This window comes from Verrucosispora sp. ts21 (assembly GCF_002879555.1).
Classification (GTDB): Bacteria; Actinomycetota; Actinomycetes; order Mycobacteriales; family Micromonosporaceae; genus Micromonospora; species Micromonospora gifhornensis.
In genome coordinates this window covers 1-19,023 of sequence record NZ_PNOZ01000055.1, presented here as the reverse complement: position 1 = coordinate 19,023, position 19,023 = coordinate 1, and the positions used below count along the sequence as shown (strand labels likewise).

Annotated in this window: 15 protein-coding genes; 12 read left to right on the top strand and 3 right to left on the bottom strand. The window is 72.6% G+C overall.

Annotated elements, in window-relative coordinates; translation table 11 throughout:
* The first annotated feature begins 65 nt into the window (after positions 1 to 65).
* Entirely contained in the window at positions 66 to 644 is a 579-nt protein-coding gene (locus tag C1A38_RS21900) for a hypothetical protein (protein WP_102659634.1), read from the top strand.
* A 28-nt stretch (positions 645 to 672) separates the two neighbouring features.
* On the opposite strand, the gene C1A38_RS21895 is transcribed toward C1A38_RS21900, so the two are convergent.
* A complete protein-coding gene (locus C1A38_RS21895; protein WP_102659633.1) occupies positions 673 to 5,253 on the bottom strand; it encodes an ATP-dependent helicase in 4,581 nt (1,526 codons plus the stop codon).
* 175 nt (positions 5,254 to 5,428) lie between these two features.
* Between C1A38_RS21895 and C1A38_RS21890 the strand changes: the two genes are divergently transcribed.
* The 10 genes from C1A38_RS21890 (at position 5,429) to C1A38_RS21845 (ending at position 15,633) form a co-directional block, all read left to right on the top strand.
* Complete coding sequence (locus C1A38_RS21890; RefSeq protein ID WP_102659632.1) at positions 5,429 to 5,788, top strand: hypothetical protein; 360 nt, start codon at positions 5,429 to 5,431, stop codon at positions 5,786 to 5,788.
* Between the two features lie 182 nt (positions 5,789 to 5,970).
* Positions 5,971 to 8,811, top strand: coding sequence for a Na+/H+ antiporter subunit A (locus tag C1A38_RS21885; protein ID WP_102659631.1), 2,841 nt, complete (start codon positions 5,971 to 5,973; stop codon positions 8,809 to 8,811).
* Positions 8,808 to 9,278 carry a Na(+)/H(+) antiporter subunit C gene (locus C1A38_RS21880; RefSeq protein ID WP_102659630.1) on the top strand — a complete coding sequence of 157 codons (471 nt, stop codon included), beginning with the start codon at positions 8,808 to 8,810 and terminating at the stop codon, positions 9,276 to 9,278. The genes C1A38_RS21885 and C1A38_RS21880 overlap by 4 nt, the downstream gene beginning before the upstream one ends.
* A gap of 34 nt (positions 9,279 to 9,312) precedes the next feature.
* Positions 9,313 to 10,815, top strand: coding sequence for a Na+/H+ antiporter subunit D (locus C1A38_RS21875; RefSeq protein WP_102659629.1), 1,503 nt, complete (start codon positions 9,313 to 9,315; stop codon positions 10,813 to 10,815).
* Entirely contained in the window at positions 10,812 to 11,408 is a 597-nt protein-coding gene (locus C1A38_RS21870) for a Na+/H+ antiporter subunit E (protein ID WP_102659628.1), read from the top strand. The genes C1A38_RS21875 and C1A38_RS21870 overlap by 4 nt, the downstream gene beginning before the upstream one ends.
* A gap of 17 nt (positions 11,409 to 11,425) precedes the next feature.
* Positions 11,426 to 11,668, top strand: coding sequence for an MrpF/PhaF family protein (locus C1A38_RS21865; RefSeq protein WP_238358597.1), 243 nt, complete (start codon positions 11,426 to 11,428; stop codon positions 11,666 to 11,668).
* On the top strand, positions 11,665 to 12,072 hold the full coding sequence (gene mnhG / locus C1A38_RS21860) for a monovalent cation/H(+) antiporter subunit G (protein WP_373307016.1): 408 nt from the start codon (positions 11,665 to 11,667) through the stop codon (positions 12,070 to 12,072). The genes C1A38_RS21865 and mnhG overlap by 4 nt, the downstream gene beginning before the upstream one ends.
* Positions 12,073 to 12,296: 224 nt before the next feature.
* On the top strand, positions 12,297 to 13,649 hold the full coding sequence (locus C1A38_RS21855; RefSeq protein ID WP_102659626.1) for a hemolysin family protein: 1,353 nt from the start codon (positions 12,297 to 12,299) through the stop codon (positions 13,647 to 13,649).
* A complete protein-coding gene (locus C1A38_RS21850) occupies positions 13,646 to 14,713 on the top strand; it encodes a hemolysin family protein (protein WP_102659625.1) in 1,068 nt (355 codons plus the stop codon). Before C1A38_RS21855 ends, C1A38_RS21850 begins: the two co-directional genes overlap by 4 nt.
* A gap of 11 nt (positions 14,714 to 14,724) precedes the next feature.
* Positions 14,725 to 15,633 carry a sporulation protein gene (locus C1A38_RS21845; RefSeq protein WP_102659624.1) on the top strand — a complete coding sequence of 303 codons (909 nt, stop codon included), beginning with the start codon at positions 14,725 to 14,727 and terminating at the stop codon, positions 15,631 to 15,633.
* Positions 15,634 to 15,744: 111 nt separating this feature from the next.
* Here the strand turns inward: C1A38_RS21845 and leuE are convergent, their stop codons facing one another.
* Together leuE and C1A38_RS21835 are read right to left on the bottom strand one after the other, a co-directional pair.
* A complete protein-coding gene (leuE, locus tag C1A38_RS21840) occupies positions 15,745 to 16,407 on the bottom strand; it encodes a leucine efflux protein LeuE (protein WP_102659623.1) in 663 nt (220 codons plus the stop codon).
* Positions 16,407 to 17,675: a bifunctional pyridoxamine 5'-phosphate oxidase family protein/GNAT family N-acetyltransferase gene (locus tag C1A38_RS21835; RefSeq protein WP_102659622.1), complete on the bottom strand. Its 1,269-nt coding sequence runs from the start codon at positions 17,673 to 17,675 to the stop codon at positions 16,407 to 16,409. The genes leuE and C1A38_RS21835 overlap by 1 nt, the downstream gene beginning before the upstream one ends.
* Positions 17,676 to 17,709: 34 nt before the next feature.
* On the opposite strand from C1A38_RS21835, the gene C1A38_RS21830 reads away from it, so the two are divergent.
* The coding region (locus C1A38_RS21830; RefSeq protein ID WP_102659651.1) for an aminotransferase class I/II-fold pyridoxal phosphate-dependent enzyme at positions 17,710 to 19,023 on the top strand (1,314 nt) is incomplete at its 3' end.

The window sequence follows — 19,023 nt, the reverse complement described above, 5'->3', positions numbered from 1 at the left end:
GGTGACAGGCGCACTGACCGACCGGCCACTGCACGAGGACCGCCGGGTTGGGCAGACTGCCAGGAGTGACTTACCGGAAGATTCTGCCCGCCGTCGTCCTGCTCTCGGCCACCGTTGCGCTCACCGCCTGCGGTGGTGACCCGGATCGGCCGTCCACGGCCGCCCCGACGGCAACCTCGGCCGACAGCGCCGCGCCGCCGCCGACCAGCCCGGAAGCCACCGCCGCCGCCACCGCCGGACCCGAGTCCAGTGGCGCGCCGTCGGACGAGGCGAGCACCGAGAGCAGTTCGCCGAAGCTGCCGCTGAGCCCACCGCCGATCGAGTTGCCGCCCCGCCAGGCGGGCGAGCCCAGCGCCCGGGAGGTCATCGCGGCGTTCCGGGCCGCCGGGCTGAAGGTCGCCAACTCGCGGGACCGCTCGGAGGAGTGCGGGCCGGACGGGCTCGGGTTGGGCTGCTCCGAACTGGTCGTCACCGACGGCATCGCGGTGTACGTGTTCCCGGACGAGGGCAGCGCCATCGACATGGCGGAGCGGTGGGACGGCGTCTCGCACCGCAAGGGCACGGTGGTGCTGAACTACCTGAAGGCACCGACGCCGAAGGCCGAGCGGCCGCGCTACGAGAAGGTCCTCGACGACCTGCGCTGAGCGCGGGGCGACCCCGCCGCACGTGGGGTCAGGCGCGTAGGCGCAGACCGCGCGGGGTGGCCCGGAAGCCGGCGGCGGTGAGCGCGTCGTGCAGCGCCGAGGTGCGTACCGCCTCGCCGTCGGCCCGTTCCACCGAGATCGGCCCCAACGCGCCGGAACCGACGGCGTCGGCCAGGGCCTTCCCGGCACCGGCCAGCGCGTCGGCGTCGTCGGTGAAGGAGAGGATGGTCCGCCCGCCCCGCTCCACGTAGAGCACCAGGTCACCGGCGACCAGCACCACCAGGGCACCGGCCTTGCGGCCGGCCCGGTGGCCGGTGGCCGGTGCCGCCGCGTCGCCGGAGTCGACCACCCGTTCCGGCCAGGGCAACGCTGCACCGTACGGGTTGGCCGGGTCGGTGGCGGCCAGCAGCACGGCCGGGCCACCACGGGCCGGCGTGGCGTCCAGCGGCTCGGCCAGGGCGCGGATCCGGTCCACCGCGCCGGGCACGGCGAACTGTGCCGCGCCGAGCCCGTCGACGAAGTAGCCACGTCGGGCGGCACCGCGTTCCTCCAGCGCGGCCAGCACCGGGTAGACCGCGGCGAAGCCACCGGACACCTGCTCGGCCACGACCGCTCCCCGGGTGAGCACGCCGTGTCGTTCCAGCAGCACGTCGGCCAGGGCGGCGGCCCGCCGCGTCGGGTCGACGTCGCGTTCCGGCAACCGGGACCACCGACCGGCCACCGTCGGTGGACCGCCCCGGCTGGGCAGCGCCACCCGCCCCGGGCGTCGGTAGCGGCCGCGTGTCGCCGCCGGTCGGGCCCGGTGCGCGCCGCCACCGCCGAGCACCGTCCGCAGCGGCGCCAGGGTGTCGTTGGTGAGGTGCCCGGCCCAGACCAGATCCCAGACGACCGTGGTCAACTCGGCGTCGTCGGTGGCACCGACCCGGTCGGACAGTGCCCGGAAGAACAACGCCTGACCGTCGCCGAGGGCGTCGAGCACCGCGTCGTGCAGGGGAGTACGCGCCAGTGCGTCGTCCGGCGGGGGCAGCAGCAGCGGCGCGACGTCGGCGTAGGCGAGGGTGACCCAACCGTCCCCGCCGGCGATCGCACCGGCACCGGCCCACACGACCTCGCCGCTGGCGCACAGCTCGTCGAGCAACGCGGGAGAGTAGTCGGCCACCCGGACCGGGAGCACCAGCCGCTCCAGCGCCGACGCCGGCATCGACACGCCCTGCAACTGCTCCACGACGGCGGCCACCGCCTCCACGCCCCGGGCCGACGAGCCGACCTGTTGCCACCGGGGCAGGAAGGTGGCGAGGGCGCGGGGCGGCACCGGCTCGATCTCCCGACGCAGCGCCGCGAGGGACCGGCGGCGTAGCAGCCGCAGCACCTCCGCGTCGCACCACTGGGTGCCGACGCTGTCCGGGGTGAACTCGCCGGAGACCACCCGCCCGGTGGCGGCCAGCCGGCGCAGCGCCTGCTCCACCACGAAGACCCCCAGGCCGAACCGGGCCGCGCAACTGGCCGCCGGGAACGGACCGTGGGTACGGGCGTACCGGGCGACCAGGTCGCCGAGCGGGTCGGCCACCGGTTCGAGGTACGCCTGCGCCACTCCCACCGGCAGCGCCACCCCGAGCGCGTCCCGCAGCCGACCGGCGTCCTCCACGACCACCCAGCGGTCCTGCCCGGCGATGCGTACCCGCAGCACCCGGCGGCCGGCGGCCAGATCGGTCAGCCAGTCCACCGGCACGCCCCGCTCGGCCAACTCCTCGGCGCTCAGGTCGCCGAGCTGGCGCAGCAGCTCGACCACGTCCTCCGCGTCGCGGGGTCGGCGCTGCGGGGTCAGCCAGCGCAGCTGCCGCTCGGATTCGGTGAGCACCGCCGGGTCGAGCAACTCGCGCAGGTCGACCCGGCCGAGCAGCTCGCCGAGCAGGGCCGAATCCAGGGCCAGGGCCGCGGCGCGGCGCTCGGCGAGTGGGGCGTCGCCCTCGTAGAGGAAGGCGCCGACGTACCCGAAGAGCAGGGAGCGGGCGAACGGCGACGGTCGGGGCGTCTCCACCTCGACCAGGCGTACCCGGCGGCCGGCGAGGTCGCGCATCACCTGCACCAGGGCGGGCACGTCGAAGACGTCCTGGAGGCATTCCCGGGCCGCCTCCAGGGTGACCGGGAAGTCGGCGTACTCGCGGGCGACGTCGAGCAGTTGCGCGGCGCGTTGCCGCTGCTGCCACAGCGGCTGCCGGCGGCGGGGGTCCCGGCGGGGCAGCAGCAGCGCGCGTGCCGCGCACTCCCGGAACCGGGCGGCGAACAGCGCCGAGGTGCCGACCGACTCCTCCACCAACTGCGCGATCTCGTCGGGATCGAAGGCCACCACGTCGGCGCCGGGTGGGCTGTCGGCGGTGTCCGGCAGGCGTACGACGATGCCGTCGTCGGAGGGCAGGACCTGCGCGTCCAGGCCGTAGCGTTCGCCGAGTCGACGGGCGACGGCCAGCGCCCACGGTGCGTTCACCCGGGCGCCGAGGACGCTGTGCACGGCCAGCCGCCAGTCGCCCAGCTCGTCACGGAACCGCTCGACCACCACCGTCCGGTCGTCCGGCAGCGCGCGGGTCGCGGCCTGCTGTTCGCGCAGGTACGCCATCAGGTTGCCGGCGGCCCAGTCGTCCAACCCGGTGGCCCGCAGCGCAGCCGTGGCCTGTTCGTCGCCGTGGCGCAGCAGGGTCCGGATCCGGGCCCCGATCGCCCGACCCAGCTCCACCGGGCGGCCCGGCTGGTCGCCCTTCCAGAACGGCATCTTGGCCGCCTGCCCGGGCGCGGGGGAGACCAGGACCCGGTCCGGGGTGATCTCCTCGATCCGCCAGGAGGAGGAGCCGAGCAGGAAAACGTCGCCGACCCGGGACTCGTAGACCATCTCCTCGTCCAGCTCGCCGACCCGGGCGGCGCGTTGCGCGCCGGCCAGGAAGACGCCGAACAGCCCCCGGTCGGGAATGGTGCCGCCGCTGGTCACGGCGAGTCGCTGCGCGCCCGGACGACCGGTCAGCACGTCGGTGGCGCGATCCCAGACCAGCCGTGGCCGCAACTCCGCGAAGGCTGTCGACGGGTAGCGCCCGGAGAGCATGTCGAGGACGGCGTGCAGGGCCGAGTCGGGCAGCTCGGCGAAGGGTGCCGCCCGGCGTACCACCGCGGCCAGGTCCCCGACCCGCCACTGGTCCAGCGCGACCATCGCGACGATCTGCTGGGCGAGCACGTCCAACGGATTGCGGGGATGGTGCAGCTCCTCGATGGTGGCCTCGCTCATCCGCTCGGCGACCACCGCGCAGGAGAGCAGGTCGCCGCGGTGCTTGGGCAGCACCACGCCGCGCGACACCGCGCCGACCTGGTGCCCGGCCCGGCCGACCCGCTGCAGACCGGCGGCGACGCTCGGCGGTGCCTCGATCTGCACCACCAGGTCGACCGAGCCCATGTCGATGCCGAGTTCGAGGCTGGAGGTGGCGACCACGGCCGGCAACTGACCAGCCTTGAGCGACTCCTCGATGTGCCGGCGTTCCTCTCGGGAGACGCTGCCGTGATGCGCCCGGGCGACCACCGGCGGAGCGCCGGCCACCGCCCCGGCCTGGGCCATCATCAGCGCCGGGGTGCGGCCGGCACCGGCAGCCGCCGACGGCTCACCTGCGGACTGCTCGGCGGCGAGTTCGTTGAGGCGCGCACAGAGCCGCTCGGCGCTGCGGCGGGAGTTGGTGAACACGATTGTCGAGCGGTGCGCCTGGATCAGGGCGTACACCCGTTCCTCCAGGGCGGGCCAGATCGACGCGGTGCGCGGGCCGCCGAGCGCGTCCTGCGGTGTCGGTTGCTCGTCGAGGTGGGTCATGTCCTCCACCGGCACCTGGACGCTGACCTCGATCGTCTTGGCGGTGACCGGGGCGACCACCTCGACCGGGCGGGCACCGCCGAGGAACCGGGCACACTCGTCGACCGGTCGGACCGTCGCGGAGAGCCCGATCCGCTGCGCCGCCGCCGGCAACAGTTCGTCGAGCCGTTCCAGGGACAGCGCCAGGTGCGCGCCGCGTTTGGTGCCGGCCACCGCGTGCACCTCGTCCACGATCACCGTCTCGACGCCGCGCAGCGAGTCGCGTGCCGCCGAGGTCAGCAGCAGGAACAGCGACTCCGGGGTGGTGATGAGGATGTCCGGTGGGGTGCGGGCGAAGGCCCGGCGTTCGTCGGCCGGGGTGTCGCCGGTGCGCATCCCGACGGTGATCTCCGGCGGGGGCAGCCCGAGCCGGCTGGCGGCCTGCCGGATGCCCGCCAGCGGGGTGCGGAGATTGCGTTCGACGTCGACCGCGAGCGCCTTGAGCGGGCTGACGTAGAGCACCCGGCACCGGTGTCGGGGGTCGGCCGGGGCGGGCTCGCGGGCCAGCCGGTCGAGCGACCAGAGGAACGCGGCGAGGGTCTTGCCGGACCCGGTCGGCGCCACGACCAGGGCGTTGCGGCCGGCGGCGATCGCCGTCCAGGCACCCGCCTGGGCGGCCGTCGGTGCCTCGAAGGCGGCGCTGAACCACTCCCGGGTCGCCGCACCGAAACGGGAGAGCGTCGGGCCGCCCGTCGGTGCTGCGCTGGAGTCCACCAGCCCATCCTGCACCGAGGCACCGACATCCGCGGACCCGCACCGGGGGCAAACTGAGGAGATTAGGGGGTTATTAAAAGGCTCATCGCTGTTTGAGCGCTTAATCCGTTAAGTCTTACTTAACTGCTTGCTTGTGGCAGGCAACATAAAGTAACTTCACCCGCGGCACGATGAGCGGTGAGGAGATCGGATGGCCGTCGAGCAGCGGGGCCCAGGATCCGGCACCGACGTTCTGATCCGCAAGGTCGACAGTCGGGTCGTCGCTCTGCGTGCCGGGCTGCGCGGCCCCGACCTCGAGTTGGCCGAGCGGCTCGCCAGTTGCCTGCGGGAGTTGGTCGTCGTCACCGCGCAGGCCAGCGCCGCCGACCGGGCGCAGGTGCGGGTCGCCGTGCACTACTTCGTGCTGCGCCGGGAGAGCCGGGGCCGACTGCTCTCCGTCCGCTCCCTGACCGCCACCCAGCGGCTGGTCAACGAGGCGGCCCGGCGCATCGGCCGGCCGGATCTGATGGTGGAGCCCGCACGCGACCCGGCGCGGCCCTCGCACGGCTGACCGCACCACCGCAGCGGCGGTGGCACGGCTGGCCGAGGACCGTCACGCCGTTGCGGCAAGGTGCATCAGATATGGGGTTTTTTCGCCAAAACCGCCTAGCTTGCACCGAAACTGTCGTCTGATCCCTCTCAGGCGCCGGCACGCGAAACGGGCGCCGCTGCCCCACCTCGACGGGAGCGCGCGTGCTCGTACTGCTGACCCTGCACCTCACGGCAGCCATCGTGGCGCCGTTACTGGTGCGTCGGTGGGGTCGGCGTGCCTGCTACCCGCTGGCCCTGGCGCCCGCCGCCGCGTTCGGCTGGGCGTTGGTGCGTACGCCGGACGTGGCGCACGGCGGCGCGGTGGTCGAGACGTACCCGTGGATCTCGCAGTTGGGGTTGGACCTGGCGCTGCGGATGACCACCCTGTCCTGGCTGATGACGCTGCTGGTCGGCGGCGTCGGCGCGTTGGTGCTGGTCTACAGCGCGCGCTACCTGCCGGCCGACGCCGTCGGCACGGCCCAGTACGCCGCCGTCATGGTCGGCTTCGCCGGGGCGATGCTCGGGCTCGTCCTCGCCGACGACCTGCTCCTGCTCTACGTCTGCTGGGAACTGACCACTGTCTTCTCGTACCTGCTGATCGGGCACAGCACAGAGCGGCGTTCGGCCCGCTGGGCGGCGGGTCAGGCGTTGATCCTGACCACGCTCGGTGGCCTGGCCATGCTTGTCGGGTTCATCATGCTCGGCCACCACGCCGGCACCTACCGCTGGTCGGAGATCGCCGCCCGCCCGTTGCCCGAAGGCCCGTACCTGGTGGTCGCGGTGCTGCTGATCCTGCTCGGCGCGCTGTCCAAGTCGGCGCTGCTGCCGTTCACCTCGTGGCTGCCGGTGGCGATGGCGGCACCGACCCCGGTGAGCGCGTACCTGCACGCCGCGGCGATGGTGAAGGCCGGCGTCTATCTGCTCGGCCTGTTCGCCCCGGTGCTGGCCGGGGCCGCGCCGTGGCGACCGGTGGTGCTGGTCGCCGGGCTGGCCAGCATGGTGATCGGTGGCTGGGCGGCGCTGCGGCAGCACGATCTGAAGCTGCTGCTCGCCTACGGCACGGTCAGTCAACTCGGCCTGCTGGCGGTGACGATCGGCGTCGGCACCGCGGACGCCGCGCTGGCCGGTGTGGCGATGCTGGCCGCGCACGCGCTGTTCAAGGCGACGCTGTTCCTCGTGGTCGGCGTGATCGACCACGGTGCCGGCACCCGGGACCTGCGCAAACTCTCCGGGCTGGGACGCGCCGCACCGGTGCTGGCCGGCGTCGCCGTGCTCGCCGCCGCCTCCATGGCCGGCGTGCCGCCCTTGCTCGGTTTCGTGGCCAAGGAGGCGGTGTTCGCCGCGTTCACCGACCGGCCGGTGGTGTTGGCGGTGCTTGTCGTCGGCACCGTGCTCACCGTCGCCTACAGCCTCCGGTTCCTCTGGGGCGCCTTCGGCAGCCGCCCGGGGATCGCGCCGACCAGGCTGGGGCGGATCCCGCCGGCGATGCTGCTGCCACCGACCGGGCTGGCCCTCGTCGGGCTCGCCGCCGGTGTGGCCGCCGGCCCCGTGGACCACCTGCTGCGACCGTACGCCGAGAGTTTCGGGCCCGTGCACGCGCACCTGGCGCTCTGGTCGGGCCTCAACCTGGCGCTCGGACTGTCGGCGCTGGTCCTGGCCGGCGGCGCGGTGGTGTTCTGGTTGCGCCGTCCGCTGGCCCCCGCGCTGGCGCGGGTACGCGTGCCGGTCACCGGTCAGCAGGGGTACGAGTGGGTCACCCACCGCTTCGACCGGGTCGCGGTGGACGTCACAAGCGTGACGCAGCGGGGTTCGCTGCCGCAGTACCTCGGTCTGATCCTGCTGGTGCTGGCCGCCGTGCCCGGTGGTGTGCTGCTGTACATCGAGCCGTGGCAGCACCCGATCGCGCTGTGGCTGACGCCGGCCCAGCCGGTGGTGCTTGTGGTGATCAGCGTGGCTGCGCTCCTCGCCGTGGGTGCCCGTCGCCGGATGACCGCGATGCTGCTGGTCGGCATGACCGGCTACGGCACCGCGATGTTCTTCGTGCTGTACGGCGCACCCGATCTCGCGCTGACCCAGTTCCTGGTGGAGACCGTGACGATCGCGGTCTTCGTGCTGGTGCTGCGCCGCCTGCCGAAACGGTTCTCGGTGCGTCCGCTGTGGAGCAGCCGATGGCTACGACGGGGGATCGGGGCGATCGTGGGGCTGACCGTGGCCGGACTCGCCGTCGCCGCCGCCACCGCCCGGCAGGCGCGCAGCATCTCGGAGGACTTTCCCCAACTCGCCGTCGAGCAGGGACACGGCCGCAACGTGGTAAACGTGACGCTCGTCGACATCCGCGCCTGGGACACCCTGGGCGAGTTGTCGGTCCTGGTGGTCGCCGCGACCGGGGTGGCCAGCCTGGTCTTCCAGCGGTCCCGCACCGGCCCCCGGCCGCGTCGGCTGGACGTCGACCGGGGCGAGGTCCTCGCCGGTCGACCGGTCTGGCTGCGTGGCGGCGCCACCCTGCACGAGCGCAACCGTTCCCTGGTGCTGGAAGTGGTCACCCGGCTGATCTTCCACACCGCCGTGCTGTTCTCGTTCTACCTGCTCTTCTCCGGCCACAACGCGCCAGGCGGCGGCTTCTCCGGCGGGCTGGTCGCCAGCCTGGCGCTGACCATGCGGTACCTCGCCGGTGGTCGGTACGAACTGGCCGAGGCCGCGCCGATCAACGCCGGCACCGTGCTCGGGGCCGGGTTGGCGGTGGCGGTCGGCGGTGCGCTGGCCAGCATGCTGGCCGGTGGCGCGGCGCTGGAAAGCGCCAAGATCGACCTCTGGCTGCCGCTGATCGGCGACTTCTACCTGGTCACCTCGCTCTTCTTCGACGTCGGTGTGTACCTGGTGGTGATCGGGTTGGCGTTGGACGTGCTGCGCAGTCTCGGGGCCGAGATCGACCGGAACATCGAGGCCTCGGGCGGTCGGCCCGGAGGGCTCGCCGTCGAACGCGGGAGAGGGCGGCGCAGATGACAGGTGCCGGCGCGAACCTGGTGTCCTTCCTCGCGATCGGGATCCTCGTGGGGTGCGGCGTGACCCTGCTGCTGGAACGCAGCCTGAGTCGGGTCCTGCTCGGTGTCATCCTGATCAGCAACGGAATCAACCTGCTGATCATCTTCGGCGGGCGGCCCGGCGGGGCGCCGGTGGTCGGGGTCACCGAACCGGCGGCGATGAGCGACGCGCTGCCGCAGGCCATGGTGCTCACCGCCATCGTGATCACCTTCGGCTTCACCGCCTTCCTGCTGGCTATCAGCTACCGCAGTTGGTATCTGGACGGCGACGACGAGGTGCCCGACGACATCGAGGACCAGCGGATCAAGCAACGCGCCGCGCGCAAGGAGGTCTCGACCGTCGACTTCGGTGAGGAACCACCGGAACTCGATCCCGAACAACTCGACGCGCCCGCACCCGGGCCGCGACGCGGGGAGGGGCCGGGATGAGCCGGTACGCGCCGAACCCCGGCCGGAGCGGACGATGAGCACGCTCGTACCGCTGCCGGTGCTGCTGCCGTTGCTCGGCGCGGCACTGACGCTGCTGCTGGCGAACCGGCCCCTGCCACAGCGCATGGTCAGCGTCGGTTGCCTGAGCGCCACCCTGCTGGTGTCGGTGCTGCTGCTGGTGCGCTCGTACCAGCACGGACCACTTGTCGTCCAGATCGGCGCCTGGCCTGCACCGGTCGGCATCGTGCTGGTCGCCGACCAACTGGCCGCGCTGATGCTGGTGGTCTCCTCGGCGGTGACCCTCTGCGTGCTGCTCTACTCGATCGGCCAGGGCCAGGGGGAGACCGGCGAGAGCGCGCCGCTGGCCATCTTCCACCCCACCTACCTGGTGTTGACCGCCGGCGTGACGAACGCGTTCCTCGCCGGTGACCTGTTCAACCTGTACGTCGGCTTCGAGATGCTGCTCGCCGCGAGCTTCGTCCTGATCACCCTGAACGGCACCCGGCTGCGCATCCGTACCGGCTCCACGTACGTGGTGGTGAACGTGCTGGCCTCGATGATCTTCCTGATCGCGGTGGGCCTGGTGTACGCGGCGACCGGCACCCTCAACCTGGCCCACCTCGCCGCCCGACTGGACGCCCTGCCCGACGGGGTCCGGCTGAGCCTGCAACTGATGCTGCTGCTGGCCTTCGGCATCAAGGCGGCGGTCTTCCCGCTGTCGGCCTGGCTGCCCGACAGCTACCCGACCGCCCCGGCCCCGGTCACCGCCGTCTTCGCCGGCCTGCTCACCAAGGTCGGCGTGTACGCCATCATCCGGACCCAGACGCTGCTCTTCCCCGGTGGGCAGGCCGGCACGCTGCTGCTGGTGGTGGCCGGGTTGACCATGCTGGTCGGCATCCTCGGCGCGGTGGCCCAGTCGGACATGAAGCGGCTGTTCTCGTTCACCCTGGTCAGCCACATCGGCTACATGATCTTCGGAGTCGGGCTCAGCACGGTGGCTGGCCTGGTCGGCGCGATCTTCTACGTGGTCCACCACATCACCATCCAGACCACCCTCTTCCTGGTCGCCGGCCTGGTCGAGCAACGCACCGGCAGCACCGACCTGCGCCGCCTCGGCGGGCTGGCCCGGGTGGCGCCCCTGCTCGGACTGCTCTTCTTCGTCTCGGCCATGAACCTCGCCGGCATCCCACCGTTCTCCGGGTTCCTCGGCAAACTCGGCCTGCTCCAGGCCGGCGCGGCCGTCGGCGGAACGTTGCCCTGGACGCTCGTGGCGGTCGGCACGATCACCAGCCTGCTCACCCTCTACGTGGCCAGCCGGGCGTGGAGCATGGCGTTCTGGCGGGTGCCCTGCGTGACAGGCAACTCGAACGCACCGCTGCCCATGTTGACGGTCGGCGCCACCACGGCCCTGGTGGTCCTCGGCGTGGCCCTGACCGTGGCGGCCGGACCCCTGTTCGACGTGACCACGGGCGCGGCGGTCGACCTGCGGGAACGAACCCCGTACATCCATGCCGTCCTGCCGGGCGGCCCACCGTGACCCGGCCGGAGCCGGACGCGACGCCCGCCCAGGGCATGCGTTCCCGGCTGGGACGTCGACGCGACCGGGTGTTGGCGGTGGGCTGGCTGGTGGTGGCCTGGAACCTGTTCTGGGGCGATTTCAGCTGGGCGAACCTGCTGGGTGGGTTGCTGGTGGCCGCGGCGGTGGTGGTGTTCTTCCCGCTGCCACCGGTGACCTTCGACGGTCGACTGCGGCTGCGTGGGCTGCTGGTGTTCACGGTGCGGTTCGTCGGCGAACTGATCCGGGCCAGCCTGCACGTGGCCCGGATCGCGGTGCAGCCCGGCTACGTCCCGCGCTCGGCCATCGTGGCGGTCCGACTGCGGGTGCCCACCGATCTCAACCTGGCGCTCACCGCCGAGGTGCTGTCGCTCGTCCCGGGCACCCTGATCGTGGAGACGGATCGGCAGGCCGCGGTTCTCTACGTGCACGTGCTCGACGTGCACGGCCCGGCGGATCTCGTCGCCGCCCGCCGGCAGGTCCGCATCGTGGAGCGGCGGATCGTCGCCGCGGTCGGCTCGAACGCCGAGTTGCGTCAGGTGCTCTCCGTACCCGTCGACAAGGAGTTGTCGTGACCTTCCTTCTCGGTCTGATGATCGCCGGCCTGCTCTCCGTGGCCGCGCTGCTCGCCCTCGTCCGGCTCTACCGGGGGCCGTCGTTGCTCGACCGGGTGGTCGCCGCCGACATGCTGCTCGCCACGATGGTCGGCGCGGTGGGCGCCGAGGCGGCGCTCAACCGGCACGCCAGCACGCTGCCCGTACTGGTGGTGCTGGCCCTGCTCGGCTTCGTCGGCTCGGTCTCCCTGGTGCGCTTCGCCGTCCGGGAGCAGTCGTGACGCCGCCCGCCGCCGGGCCGGGCGGGACGGTGTCGGGCGGGACGGCGACGGCCGTGGACTGGGCCGCCCTCACCGTGACCGACGTGGCGGACTGGCTCGGTGCCGTCAGCCTGGTCGCCGGTGCGTTGCTGAGCCTGGCCGCCGCCGTCGGGGTGCTGCGGTTCCCCGACACGCTGAGCCGGATGCACGCCGCCACGAAGCCGCAGGTGCTGGGTGTGCTGTTGCTGCTGCTCGGGTTGGTGCTGCGGCTGCGTACCCTCTCCGACCTCGGCATGGTCGCGCTGGTGGGCGTCTTCCAGTTGGCCACCGCCCCGGTCGCCGCCCAGATGATCGGTCGGGCCGCCTACCGCACCGGACGCTTCGATCCGGGCCTGCTCGACGCCGACGAACTGGCCGACCGCTGACGGTGACGGATGGGTCTGCTGGTGACTGCGAGGTGTGGGTGACGCGCGGGCCGGCGGACCTTTCACATGCCGAGGGCGCGGGCTGCCCAGCCCCCACGACGGGGGCGGCCGGGCCGGTAGAATGACCGCATGATCGACTCTTCTGCCCAGGAGGGCAGCAGTAGCCAGCCGGGTAAGCCCCGGCATCCACATGACCCGATGACCCCGGGAGCCCTGAGCCTCCCGTGTTGATCCTCGTCGGTCTTCTCCTGATCATCGTTCTGACCGTCGCGACGGGTTACTTCGTCGCGCAGGAATTCGGCTACGTCGCCGTCGACCGGGGCAAGCTCAAGCAGCGCGCCGCCGAGGGTGACCAGGCATCCGCCCGGGCACTGGAGGTGACCGCGCGGCTGTCGTTCATGCTCTCCGGCGCTCAGCTCGGCATCACCGTCACCGCCCTGCTCGTCGGTTACGTGGCCGAGCCGTACCTGGGCGCCGGACTTGCCGAACTGCTCGGCGTGGCCGGCGTCTCCTCCGGCGTCACGCTGCCGCTGTCCGTCGTGCTGGCTCTGGTCATCGCCACTGTGGTGCAGATGGTGGTGGGCGAGCTGGCCCCGAAGAACCTGGCCATCGCCCGACCCGAGCCGGTCGCCCGGGCCCTGTCCCGGTCCACCCTGTTCTACATGGCGATCGCCGGCCCGCTGATCAAACTGTTCGACCGGGCCGCGGTGCGGCTGCTGCGTCGGGTCGGCATCGAGCCGATCGAGGAACTGCCCAGCGGCGCCACGCCGGAGGACCTGGAACAGATCATCGCCGAGTCCCGCTTGGAAGGGCACCTCGACGCCGAGATGTCCGAGCTGCTCGACCGAGGGCTCGACTTCCGTCAGCTGACCGCCGGCGAGGTCATGGTGCCCCGGGTCGACGTGCACACCGTACGCGCCGACGAGACGATCAGCCGGGTGGTCGAGCTGCTCGACACCGGCCGCTCCCGCTTCCCGGTGCGCGGTGCCGAGGGCGTGGACGACCTGATCGGCGTGGTCGGCATCTCCGACGTGCTCCGGGTGCCCCCGGCGCAGCGCGCCACCACCCCGATCAGCGAGGTCGCCGTACCACCGTTGCTGGTGCCCGAGACGCTGCCGCTGCCGACGGTCCTGGACCGGCTGCGCTCCGGGCACCGTCAGCTGGCCTGCGTGGTCGACGAGTACGGCGGCTTCGCCGGCGTGATCACGCTGGAGGACATCGCCGAGGAGCTGGTCGGCCCGATCCGCGACGAGGACGACCCGCCGGAGCGGGCCCCGGCCCGGCAGGACGACGGCTCCTGGGTGGTGCCGGCGCGCTGGCGCATCGACGAGGTCGCCGACAGCACCGGCATCTCGCTGCCCGAACATCCCGAGTACGACACCCTCTCCGGTCTGGTCATGCGCGAGCTGGGCCGGGTGCCCGAGGTCGGGGACCGATTGGAGATCGACCTGCCTGCCGACGGTGACAACGCTGAGGTCTCCCCGAGAGCCCTGGTCGAGGTGCTCGCGGTCGACCGGCACGTGGCCGACTCGGTCCGCCTGCAGTTGGCCGGCGGGCGTGAGGAGGTGACCGCGTGAGCACCGGATTCGCGCTGATCACCTCGGTGGTCCTGCTCGCCCTCAACGGGTTCTTCGTCGCCGCCGAGTTCGCCCTGGTGGCGAGCAAGCGGTACCGCCTGGAGCAGGCGGCGGTCGGCGGTGGCCGGGCGGCCAGGGCCGCCCTCGACGGCGTACGCGAGCTGTCGCTGATGCTGGCCGGCGCGCAACTGGGCATCACCCTGTGCACGCTGGGCCTCGGTGCGCTGGCCGAGCCGGCGATCGAACGCCTGGTGGGGCCGCTGCTGCACGCCGTCGGCCTGCCCTCCGGCGCCAGCCACGTGATCGCGCTGATCTTCGCGCTGAGCCTGGTCACCTTCCTGCACCTGGTGGTCGGCGAGATGGCGCCGAAGTCCTGGGCGATCACCCACCCGGAGCGCTCCGCGCTGCTGCTGGCCCTGCCGTTCCGGGCCTTCGCCCGGGTGGCCCGGCCGGTGCTGTCGGCCCTCAACGCAGTGGCCAACGCGATGCTGCGGCTGGCGAAGGTCAACCCGCAGGATCAGCTGGCGCAGGTGCACGGCCCGGACGAGCTGCGGATGCTGCTGGAGCAGTCCCGCGAGCACGGCCTGCTCGGTGCCGCCCAGCACGAGTTGCTGACCAGCATGCTGGAGCTGCAGGGGACCACGGTGGCCCAGGTGATGGAGCCGTTCGACCGGATGGTGACGGTCCGCCTCGACGACCCGGTCGAGCGGATCGAACAGGTCAGCCGGGACAGCGGCCGGTCGCGGCTGGCGGTGCTGGACGCCGCCGGTGACGTCTGCGGTCTGGTGCACGTACGGGAGGCGGTACGTGCCGCCGCCGTCCGGCCCGATGCCACCGCAGCGGATCTGATGAACGACGCGATCACCTTGCCCGACACGGCGACGGTGACCGAGGCGGTGGCCGTGATGCGGGCCCGCCAGTCCCAACTGGCCATGGTCCGCAACGGCGCCGGTCCGACCCGACCGGTCGGCTTCGTCGCCCTGGAGGATCTGCTGGAGGAGGTCATCGGTGAGTTCGACGACGAAACCGACACGATCCCGCGTGCGGTACGCCGGCTGAGGTAGGAGCGACGCGGATGCGGCTGACGGGGGTGTCACCGGGCGGTACGGGCCTGACGGTGCAGACCGCGTTGGCCAATCCGAGCACCCGCCCCGGCCTACGGCTGCCGGGGCGGGTGAACCTGATCGCCGGTTCCGTCGACGTGCCGGTCTACCACGTCCGGCTCGGCCTGGTCAGCACGGTCGAGCCGGACGACCCGGAGGCGCCCCGCCGCCTGGTGCAGTTCCATCAGGCGCAGGTGTCCGACGCGCTGGTCCTGCGGGCGGGCCGGGCCCGGTCGATCCCGTTCGAGTTCCCGTTGCCCTGGGAGACCCCGGTGACCACGCTCGGCGGCGTACCGCTGCTCAGCCTGCGGATGGGGCTGCGCACCGAGGTGGCCATCGAACCAGCGCTGGACCAGGGCGCGATGGTGCCGATCTTCGTCCACCCGCTCCCCACCCAGCAGCACATCCTCGGCGCACTGGACACCCTCGGCTTCAGTGCGCGGCAGTCCGGTCTGATCGACGGCCGGCTGCCCGGGGTGGAGCAGACGCTGCCCCTGCACCAGCGGTGGGGGTTCTGGGTCGGCCCGCTCTACGCCGGGCCGATCACCGAACTGGAGGTGATCTTCGTGACCAACTCCGCCGGCCTTGAGGTGATCCTCTGGTGCGACCGTCGGCTGGCGTTGGCGGGCATCACCCACACCAGCATCAGCCGGTTCCGGATCTGGCACGTCGACGCCGACAAGCGGGACTGGACCGCCACGGTCGACGGCTGGCTACGCGAGACGATCAACCGGCACGCCGCCGCCGCGGCGCACGCCGACTGGTCGGCGAGCATCAACGAGTCCGCCCACGTCAGCCGCCCGCCCGACCAGCCGATCCCGCCCGGCTACGGCCTCGGTGGCACGGCCGGTGGTGCCGGCACCGGCGGCGACGGCACCTGACCCTTCCGCCCGCGCGCCGAGCCGCCGAGCCGAGGTGTTGAGCCGAGCCGAGGTGTTAACAGGGGGCCCTTTCACTACCTCAGGCGTTAACAAGGTGCCCTTCCTTGCACCTCAGCCCTGGGCGAGCTTGACGCCGAAGCCGAGGAAGAGCGCGCCGACGGCGGTGGTCGCGCCGGCGGAGAGCCGGCGACGCTGGCGGAACTGGGCGGCCAGGAAGGTGCCCGCGAAGATCAACGCGGTCAGGTAGAGCGCGCTGGTCACCTGGGCGATCAGGCCGAGCAGCAGGAACGACAACGCCGGCCACGGGTAGGTCGGGTCGACGAACTGGATGAAGAACGAGACGAAGAACAGGATCGCCTTCGGGTTGAGCAGGCTGATCACCAGCGCCTTGCGGAACGGGCTGCGCATCTCCGCCGGCTGCGCGGCGTCGATCAGGCGCGGGGTGGTGGGATCGTTGCGGTCCCGCCAGCGCCGCCAGGCCGCGCGCAGCATGGTCAACCCGACATAGCCCAGGTACGCCGCACCCGCGTACTTGATCACGAGGAAGACCGGCGGGTACGCCTTGAGCAGCGACGCCACCCCGGCGGCGGAGAGGAACATCAGCACCCCGTCGCCGACGAACACCCCGGCCGCCGCCCGGTAACCGGTGCCCACCCCGCGTCGCGCGGCGGTGGAGAGTACGAACAGCGAGTTGGGCCCGGGCAGCAGCACGATGGCCACGGTGCCCAGCACGTACGTCCAGATGTCGGTGATCCCCAGCACGCTGGACATCATCAGGCCGAAGGCGCCTTCGCGCGAAGCCTTTCCCGCAGCCTGACCTGTGCATTCGGCCACTCTTCGACGGTCATCGAATACTGGACGGTGTCCCGCCACGAGCCGTCCGGGCGCAGGCGGTGCTTGCGCAGCACGCCCTCGCGGATGGCCCCGAGCCGCTCGATGGCGCGCTGGGAACGTTCGTTGCGGATGTCGGTGTGCCAGACCACCCGCACCGCCCCCAGGTCGCCGAAGGCCCGCTCCAACAGCAGCAGCTTGGCCTCGGTGTTGATTCGGGTACGCCACCACGGCCGACCGAGGAAGGTGTGCCCGATCGCCACCGACCGCCGTTCGGGATCGATCTCGTAGTACGAGGTGGTGCCGACCACCGCGCCGGTCACCGCGCAGCGCTGCACCCACGGCACCTGCTCACCCCGCTGCCAGGCACCCAGATAGGCGCGGACAGCGGCCGCCAGTTCGTCGACGGTTGTCGGCTGAGGCGACCCGAGGTGCTGCCACACCTGCGGGTCGGCGGTCGCGGTGAACAACTCGTCGGCGTGGGCCAGGTCCAGCGGTTCCAGCAGCACGTGTTCGCCGCGCAGCACCACCGGCTCGTGCCACGCGGTGTGGGCTGGTTCCGGGTGTGCGCCGGTGAGGGTTGGCCGCAGATAGGGCGGCACCGGCACGGTGACCCCGACGTCCGGCTCGGGCAGGCCCGCCGTCAGCCGCAGCGGGATCACCCCGGCCCAGTGCGGCAGCGCGTGGTCGGCCGGCTCCTCGCTGACGCCACCGGCACGGGAACGTACCGAGACCTCGGTCAACGGCAACGCCAGCACGGCGGTCTCGGCCAGTTCCCGCCGGTTCGGCGGTCGGCTGTCCGCCGCGCGACCGGCACCGACCTTGTCGACCAGGGCGGTCAGCACCTCGGCCTTCTCGGCGACGTCGGTGACCAGTCGGGCCGTGCCGTGCGCGATGACCGAGCGGTAGTTGGCGCTGTGGTGGACCTGCGAGCGGGCGTAGACCAGGGCGTCGAGCAGGGTGACCGCCACGCAGACCGGCAGCCCGTCACCGCGGGCGGCCAGCAGCGGCCGGCTGCCGGTGGAGCCGTGCAGGTAGAGCGTGTCACCGAGGCGTACGTGCAGGGTGGGCAGCACCCGAGGCTCACCGTCCACAGTGAACCCGAGGGCGCAGTGGTACGCCTCGTCGAGGACGGCGTGGGCGGCGGCGCGGTCGTAACTCATCCGCTCCCGGGAGCGACTGGCGGTGGTGCGGGCGGTCGGCGCGTACATGCTCCCACCTTTGCTCTAGTACAATGCTGAATTTGTGTCAGCACGATATCAGGTGAGCGGTGCGACAGCCGCCGAGATTTCCGCCAGCATCGAGTCCGGCATCCGCGACGCCGCCCTCGCCCCCGGCGACCCGCTACCACCGGTACGCGCCCTCGCCGCCGACCTGGCCGTCAGCCCGGCCACCGTCTCCCGCGCCTACGCCGAACTGCGCCAACGCGGACTCATCGTCACCGCCGGCCGGCACGGCACCCGGGTCCGCCCCCGCCCGCCGGTGGCCGCCCGCCGGGCCGCACTACGCCCCCCACCCGCCGCCGGGCTGCGCGACCTGTCCAAAGGCGAACCCGACGCGCGGTTGCTGCCGCCGCTCGGCCCCCACCTCGCCGCGCTCGCCGACACCATCGGCCCCGCCATCAGCTACTCCGATGCCGGCACGCTGCCCGAGTTCGCCGAGGCGGCCCGCCAGCGACTCGCCGCCGACGGCGTGCCCGCCACCGAACTGACCCTCAGCGGCGGCGCGCTCGACGGCATCGAACGACTCCTCACCGCCCACCTGCGCCCCGGTGACGCCGTCGCGGTGGAGGATCCCGGCTGGGCCAATCAGCTCGACCTCATCGCCGCCCTCGGCATGCGCCCGATCGGCGTACCGCTCGACGACGACGGCCCACTGGTCGCGGGCGTCGCCGCCGCGCTCGCGGCCGGTGCCCGGGCGCTCATCGTGACCAGCCGTGCCCAGAACCCCACCGGCGCCGCCGTCTCCGCCGACCGCGCCGCCGCCCTGCGTGCCCTGCTCGCCGGCCGTGCCGACGTCCTGCTGATCGAGGACGACCACGCCGCCGAACTGGCCCGCGTACCGCTGCACCCGCTTGCCGGGGCGACCGCCCACTGGGCCTTCGTCCGCTCGGTGAGCAAACCCTTCGGCCCCGACCTGCGCCTGGCCGTGCTGGCCGGGGACGAGACGACGGTGGCCCGGGTGGCCGGCCGTACCCGGGTCGGCACCGGCTGGGTCTCCACCGTGGCGCAACGGCTGGTGCTGTCCCTCTGGCGCGACCCGGCGGTGACCGCCCTGATCGAACGGGCCGCCGACAGCTACGAACGCCGTCGCCGCGGACTCATCGACGCCCTCGTCGAACGCGGCCTGACCGCACACGGCCGCAGCGGCCTCAACGTGTGGGTGCCGGTGACCGACGAAACCGTCGCCTCCACCGTGCTGCGCGACGCCGGCTGGCTCGCCGCCCCCGGCGCCCTCTTCCGCATCGCCAGCCCACCCGCCCTACGCCTCACCGTCAGCCCCCTTACCGAGCCGGACCTCCACCCCCTAGCCCACACCCTCACCCAAGCCTCCCACCCC

Coding starts and splice junctions, on each gene's coding strand:
- C1A38_RS21865 (WP_238358597.1), top strand. CDS start 11,426: ATGATCGCCGGCCTGCTCTCCGTGGCCGCGCTGCTCGCCCTCGTCCGG.
- C1A38_RS21875 (WP_102659629.1), top strand. CDS start 9,313: ATGAGCACGCTCGTACCGCTGCCGGTGCTGCTGCCGTTGCTCGGCGCG.
- leuE (WP_102659623.1), bottom strand. CDS start 16,407: ATGATGTCCAGCGTGCTGGGGATCACCGACATCTGGACGTACGTGCTG.
- C1A38_RS21880 (WP_102659630.1), top strand. CDS start 8,808: ATGACAGGTGCCGGCGCGAACCTGGTGTCCTTCCTCGCGATCGGGATC.
- C1A38_RS21835 (WP_102659622.1), bottom strand. CDS start 17,675: ATGTACGCGCCGACCGCCCGCACCACCGCCAGTCGCTCCCGGGAGCGG.
- C1A38_RS21845 (WP_102659624.1), top strand. CDS start 14,725: ATGCGGCTGACGGGGGTGTCACCGGGCGGTACGGGCCTGACGGTGCAG.
- C1A38_RS21890 (WP_102659632.1), top strand. CDS start 5,429: ATGGCCGTCGAGCAGCGGGGCCCAGGATCCGGCACCGACGTTCTGATC.